Here is a 4,865-nt window from a genome sequence, read left to right as displayed (position 1 = left end):
CTAGTACTACAGTCACAGTGATCTACTTGTGGTCTTCATGTCAGATCTCCGCCGTGGCACCTTGCGCACTCAACATCGATCAGATGTCGGATCGGCAGGAATGGGAAGATTTGTGACGATCCGCGGAGCGGGTCGTTTCGACGATCTTGAGGTCTCGCATCGTAATCCCCGATCTCGCGGCGATGGCCCCAAGATCGTAAACATCGACGCTGGGGTCGGGGCGCTCCCACGAAGCAACAACAGCCCAGGTCAGGGGCACTTCCGGCGAATCAAGACCACGCGGCTACCACTGTGGCTGTAGTACTAGTCGGGCTGGGGCGAAGCCCCGTTAGTACTACAGTCACAGTGGCTTCTGAGTGGTCTCCTTCCGGATGATCGGCGTGGCGTTGTGCCTGGAACGGTCACCGTGTGATATAGAAAATGGCTCTACTGCAGTCGGATATCGACGCAAACCCGACGGTATCCCGATCGTCACGCCATCCGAGTTCACACTGCAATGCTGGGACTGGCGCCGCTATCACCAAGCCCACGCCCGCTGCCGCTACAGACGCCGCATACGTGCAGCTCAGAGCCCTCCACGAGGATCAAGACCGCTGTCACTGTAGTACTAGAAAGCAACAACTAAACGGCGCCGATCAGCCACCTAACAGCATGATCATATTACTCAAGAAAGGCCGCACCCAAAGTGGATGTGGGAGAGTGATCCCCGTCTCCGCCATGATGTTAGATCTGCCCGTTTGTCCCGGTTGACCAGATAGCTTGGCCTGAAGGGTTGTAGATGACCCCGTTCCCATCGTCCTGCATGACGAAGTATGCGCCGGGCACGCCTTGTGTATTCGATGCCCACACCGCAGTATTATTGGAGCGATACAAAACGAGATTGCCATCGGATTGCATCACGAGGTGATCGACTCCTGTACCATACGTATGCGTGGACCATAGCACATGATAACCTGGTCCATACAATAGAAGATTTCCGTCTGTTTGCAGCAGCAGATGGTAAATACGCGAGTTTGCTTGGATGTAAGTAGCTGTCGGTATTTGCCGTCCAGCATTCAACTGAGGACTATAGCCCGATAGGTTTGTTGCATCTAGATGCGCGCCGGAAAGAACCTTGACTACAGTCCCATCATACTTACCGAGAACGAGCATTCCAGTGCTGCGTACATTGACGAAATTCGCGCCGCTGCCACTGGTGTTTGAGGCCCAGGCAGCACTGTTATCAGAACGATAGACGACAAGATTACCATCACTTTGCATGACGGCTCTGTTGCCGGGTTGCCCGCCGGTGTTAGTCGCCCACCAGCCGTAGGGCCCAGGACAATTGTCAGGCTGTAGAAATCCGCAGGGAGCCGGCCCATAAAGGACTAAATTTCCGTCATTCTGCATGATCAATCCATATCGACCGTCACCTGACATAGTGTACCGGCCCGAATGCAACGTCGTGTTGGTCTGTCCGAAACCCAAGTCGAATGATGCACCGACGAATGAATTTGGGCGCACAGATCCAGCACTTGCTGGAGAAGCTATAAAAGTAACTGTAGCGACAATGGTTAAGGCGACTCCGATTAGCATAACAATTGCCTTGCGGAATAAAATTAACGCACGCACAACAAGGGCTCCTTTCTCTTGAGGGTCGCATTGTCCACTAGACATTGTGGAGCGGTGTTTACTTCGCCCTTTCTTTAGACTTGCTCTGTTACATCTCTCGAGTTTCGCAGCTAGGCAGCAGGGGTTTCTCAGGCCAGTGGACCGGAAGAGTTTCACCAGACCGAGTAGAGCGGACTTGGTCCGAGGCCATCGCATGGTGTCGCCTCTCCGAGCTTTGGTTAGTTCATAAAGCTTCACGCGATGGCCCCTATTCGCCCAGGATCGGCATGCCGAACCTCATTGATCAGCTTATCCGGATCCACACCGCTTAGGTTGCCTCACCCCTAAGCCGGAAATCCACGGAACTTCTGAAAGCGAAAAATCTCGGCAATCTTGAACACGGCGTAGAACTTGACGAGCCTTTCGCGCTCTTGAGGGAAAAACGAAACCGAAGCGGCAGCAAGAAGTGAAGCGTCCATGCGGTCTACATCACCCTCCGCCGATCGATCAACATAATCCACGATACTGGGATACGCGCTGACGTCATCCATACCAAGCCAATGTTGGATGATGACCTGATCGCTCGCGTCCTTGATTACCTCTCCTGCAGCCTTCATGATCGCACTCCAGTCCACGGGCATTCAACTCTCCATCCGATTGTCGAAACGAGGTCTCACAACGTGGTGCCACCCTCCGCGTAAACGATTCTCGTTCCCGCAGTCGGGCGACGATCCGTGCGGCGCGGTTGAGACAAGGAGACACCGGAATCCCTTCGGAGAAAAGTCACCGACGCCTCCGATACGCTTCCGATACCCTTCCTTCCTGACAGTGCCGGCCATGGAGCGCGGTGTCGTATCCTGAAGTGCCCGGAAAATCCGGATCTTGCTGCTGGCTGGGGTGGCGATGGGGGACGTTCAGGTCAGGGCGCTCGGATGGTGTGTGCTGACAGTAAGCAGTCAACCCACCCCGCTAACACCCAACGCGACGCTTGTGCTACTCAGGCTCCTCATCGCCAACGGCGAGCTGGTCAAGGTCGGCGACCTGTACCGCGATGTCTGGCAGGGCGGCAAGGGTCCTGCCGTTCCTGGTAAGTACGAGCGGAGCGTCGTGCAGAAGATGATTCTTGAGCTGCGCAAAAAGCTGGAGCCCACTCAGCGCGGCAGGGAATCCGACATGCTCGAGACGTTCCGTGGCACACACACCGCGTACCGCTTGAGCATCGGGCGCAACTGCGTCGACATGCATGACTTCGTCGACCGGGTTGCCGCAGCAGACGCCAGCGATTCGGACATCCGCGTCGTGATCCTGCATGAGGCGCTACAGCTCTGGTCAGGTGATGCCCTCTTCGATGCCGCCGACCACGCCTTCGCCAGGGCGGAGATCCATAGGTTAGGCAAGTTGCGCCGGCAGGCGACTCTCGATCTCGTCGACGCCTGCCGACAGGTCGGTGAACTCGGGAAGGCGCTGGATGTCGCGCGTGCAGCACAGCAGACCTGGCCTGACGACGAAGCGTTCCGGGCAAAGTTCGCAGCCATCAATGGCAGCAGGACTTCGGACCGGCGAAAGAGCCCGCGACTCGCCTCCGGGCAGTCCGAGTCGGGGATGGCGAATGTCCCGGGCGGTCTCTGCGAGAAGGACGATACTCACCTCGCGGCCAGCTCCTGTGACGCATTCGAAACCGCAATTGAAGGCAACCGGGTCAACAACGGCAGAAAACGGTGTCCACGCGTGGTGTCCCGCTGGCCCTTCATCGGCCGTTCCATCGAGTTGGATCTGGTCACGGAGTCCCTCTCCGAGAGCCGGGGAGCCCTCCTCGAAGGCCCAGCGGGCACTGGCAAGAGCCGGTTCCTGCAGGAGATCGTCGGCCACCTGGATCCCGAACAGTACGCCGTCAGAGAGGTGTTCGCGACCGAAGCCGCCTCCACTATTCCGCTGGGCGCGCTCTCCGAATGGCTTCCCCCCGACGCCTCGCACGACGTCCTCGATGCGTCGGTACTCAAACGCACCCTCAATAACCTCGTCGAGCGGCCACCCGACGTCCACCACATCGTGTTGGCGATCGATGACGTCCAGCTACTCGACCCGAGGAGCGCCGACCTGCTCCTGCGCGCAGCCCTCGTCGGTCACGCGCTTATCCTCGCAACGCAGCGGACCCCGGGAAGCGTTTCCGGCAGCGTCGCGGAACTCTGGAAGAGGGACCTCGTCACACGGATCCCGGTCCTGCCACTGGAGCAGGCGCAGACTGACCACCTGTTGGAACGTGCGCTCGCCGGCCCTGTCGAGCGGAAAACGAAGAAACAGCTGTGGCAGTGGACCAAAGGCAACGTGCTGATGCTGCGGAAACTTGTCGACGATTTGCGGCAAGCCGGAGAGCTCAGCCAGGTCGCTGGTCTCTGGCGCTGGTCGGGCAACACGACACGGCGGCACGTCGATGTCTTCCACATGATCGAAAACGAGGTAAGATCTCTACCCGAGGAGCTGCGCACCGTGGTGGAGATTGTCGCGCTCGCCGAACCGCTTGACCACGGGATGCTTGTCGCGCTGGCCGGACAGCATGCCGTCAGGTTGGCCGCAGACCAGAAGCTCATCCGGTTAGACCGCGGCACCCCGCGTTCCGACGTGCGGCTCGGCCACCCACTGTTCGGCGAGGTGGTGCGCGGCATGCCGCATGCCGCGCACCACCTCTGCGATCTCGCCGGCTACGTCGAGCGGACCGCCATGCGGCGGCGAGACGACGAGCTGCGCGTGGCGGTGTGGCGGATGACCTCCGGTACCGCTCGCGACCCGCACCTGCTGGTCCGTGCGGGGCGCACCGCGTACGCCCGTTTCGACCTGTCGCTGGCTGGGGATCTCGCAAAGGCCGCGATGGCCGCCGGCGGCGGCTTTGATGCCATTGAGCTACGCGCTTCGATCCTTGGTTTCACAGGCGAACCGGAACAGGCGATCGAGCTCCTGAACTCCGCCGAATCCGTGCTCGAGACCGACGAGCAGCGGACACGCCGGTCCGCGGCGCGGGCAATGATCGAATTCGGCATGCTGAACGACTCGACCGCGGCCGAACGGTTGTGGAGCGACGCCGATACCTTGGGTGGCTCCGGCGCGACGTTACTTCGCGCGATCTCGGCATGTCAGCTGGCGTGGCGGGGCGACTTCCCCAGCGTGTACCGGCGCCTAGCCGAGGTTGCGGAGACGGTGGGAGGCTGGGCGGGCGGGCGGTTGTTCGCCGAAGGGCATGGCTTAGCCCTTTCCGCGTACCACGGTGGTGGTGAACCCCT

The 4,865-nt window shown here is 59.8% G+C and carries 3 protein-coding genes; 1 reads left to right on the top strand and 2 read right to left on the bottom strand.

From position 1 onward, the window contains the following. Positions 1-723 precede the first annotated feature (723 nt). Both U9983_RS26655 and U9983_RS26650 read right to left on the bottom strand, forming a co-directional pair. The gene (locus tag U9983_RS26655) at positions 724-1,611 is read right to left on the bottom strand and encodes a hypothetical protein (protein WP_322756650.1); all 888 of its coding nucleotides are present in this window, start codon (positions 1,609-1,611) and stop codon (positions 724-726) included. Between the two features lie 323 nt (positions 1,612-1,934). After that, positions 1,935-2,231 carry a hypothetical protein gene (locus U9983_RS26650; RefSeq protein ID WP_322756649.1) on the bottom strand — a complete coding sequence of 99 codons (297 nt, stop codon included), beginning with the start codon at positions 2,229-2,231 and terminating at the stop codon, positions 1,935-1,937. A 349-nt stretch (positions 2,232-2,580) separates the two neighbouring features. Here U9983_RS26650 and U9983_RS26645 point away from each other — a divergent pair. Next, the coding region (locus U9983_RS26645) for an AAA family ATPase (RefSeq protein ID WP_322756648.1) at positions 2,581-4,865 on the top strand (2,285 nt) is incomplete at its 3' end.

The sequence above is a fragment of the Protofrankia sp. Cas3 genome (assembly GCF_963555955.1).
GTDB lineage: Bacteria > Actinomycetota > Actinomycetes > Frankiales > Frankiaceae > Protofrankia.
This window is presented reverse-complemented; position numbering and strand designations above follow the sequence as displayed.

Excerpts from the sequence above, each read along its gene's own strand:
- U9983_RS26650 (WP_322756649.1), bottom strand. The coding sequence starts at position 2,231 with ATGCCCGTGGACTGGAGTGCGATCATGAAGGCTGCAGGAGAGGTAATC.